The 1,549-nt window shown below is 70.0% G+C and carries 2 protein-coding genes; both read left to right on the top strand.

The genetic code is table 11. The annotated features are described in order from the left end of the window. Positions 1-1,023, top strand: a 1,023-nt coding sequence (locus tag MBTS_RS23220; RefSeq protein WP_192216598.1) for an amino acid ABC transporter permease, incomplete at its 5' end; no start/stop codon positions are given. After that, a partial coding sequence (locus MBTS_RS23215) for an amino acid ABC transporter ATP-binding protein (RefSeq protein WP_192216597.1) occupies positions 1,020-1,549 on the top strand: 530 nt, incomplete at its 3' end. The genes MBTS_RS23220 and MBTS_RS23215, both read left to right, overlap by 4 nt.

Here is a 1,549-nt window from a genome sequence, read left to right as displayed (position 1 = left end):
CTCACCACCCTGGCGATCCTGGGATTGCTCGCCTGGCTGCTCCCCATCGCGATCCGCTTCCTCGTCATCGATGCGGTCTGGACCGGGGCGTCGGGGGATGCCTGCCGGCCGGAGGTGGCGGGGCGGCCGGTGGGGGCCTGCTGGGCCTTCATCGCCGACAAGATCAACTACCTCGCCTATGGCTCCTACCCCGCGCCGGAGCGCTGGCGCCCGAACCTCGCCGTCGCGCTGCTGGCCCTCGCCGCCGGATGGATGCTCTGGCTCGGGGCGCCCCGGCGCGATCTCGGCGCGCTCTTCGCCTTCCTGGTGTTCCCGGTCGTCGCCTACCTGCTCCTCTCGGGCGCGCCGTCGCTCGGCCTCCCGTCGGTGGCGACGGGCCTGTGGGGCGGCTTCCTCGTCACCGTGGTGGTGGCCACGGTGGGCATCGTCGTCTCCCTGCCGCTCGGCATCCTGCTGGCGCTGGGGCGGCGCTCGACCCTGCCGGTGGTGCGCGTGCTCTCCACCGCCTTCATCGAGTTCTGGCGCGGCGTGCCGCTGATCACGGTGCTGTTCATGGCCAACGTGATGCTGCCGCTGTTCCTGCCGGGCGACATCACCGTGGACCGCCTGCTGCGGCCGCTGGTCGGCATCGCCCTCTTCGCCTCCGCCTACATGGCCGAGGTGGTGCGCGGCGGGCTGCAGACCGTACCGAAGGGGCAGGCCGAAGCGGCGGCGGCGCTCGGTCTCGGCCGAAGCCAGGCGCTGCGCCTCGTCATCCTGCCCCAGGCGCTGAAGGTGGCGCTGCCCGGCATCGTCAACACGATGATCGGCCTGTTCAAGGACACGACCCTGGTCTCCATCGTCGGCATCAGCGATTTCATTCGCGTGCTGGAAGCCTCCCGCGCCGATCCGCGCTGGTCGGCCGCCACCATCCCGGCCACCGCCTACATCTTCGCCGCCCTCGTCTATTTCGCCGTCTGCTTCGGCATGGCGCGCTATGCCGGGTTCATCGAGCGCCGCCTCGCGGCGGGAGAGAGACGATGACGAGTGAATCCTTGAAGGCACCGCAGACCTCCCCCGCCGTCGCCCTCTCCGGCGTCAACAAGTGGTTCGGCGCCCATCACGTCCTGCGCGACGTCGACCTCACGGTGGCGAAGGCCGAGAAGATCGTGATCTGCGGCCCCTCGGGCTCGGGCAAATCGACCCTGATCCGCTGCGTCAACGGCCTCGAGGCGCATCAGCAGGGCACGATCCATGTGGACGGCATCGAACTCACCGGCGCGCAGGCGAGCGTGGACGCCGTGCGCCGCGAGGTCGGCATGGTGTTCCAGCACTTCAACCTGTTCGCCCATCTCACCGTGCTGGAGAATTGCACCCTCGCCCCCGTCCACGTGAAGCGGATGGGCCGGGCGGCGGCCGAGAAACTGGCGATGGGCTATCTCGAGCGCGTCCGCATCCCGCAGCTGGCGGGGATGTTTCCCGGCCAGCTCTCGGGCGGGCAGCAGCAGCGGGTGGCGATCGCCCGCGCTTTGTGCATGAGCCCGAAGGTGATGCTGTTCGACGAGCCGAC

Source organism: Methylobacterium bullatum (genome assembly GCF_014845095.1).
GTDB classification, from domain to species: Bacteria; Pseudomonadota; Alphaproteobacteria; order Rhizobiales; family Beijerinckiaceae; genus Methylobacterium; species Methylobacterium bullatum.
Note: the sequence above shows the minus strand (reverse complement) of the source record. Positions and strands in the feature narration are given on the sequence as shown.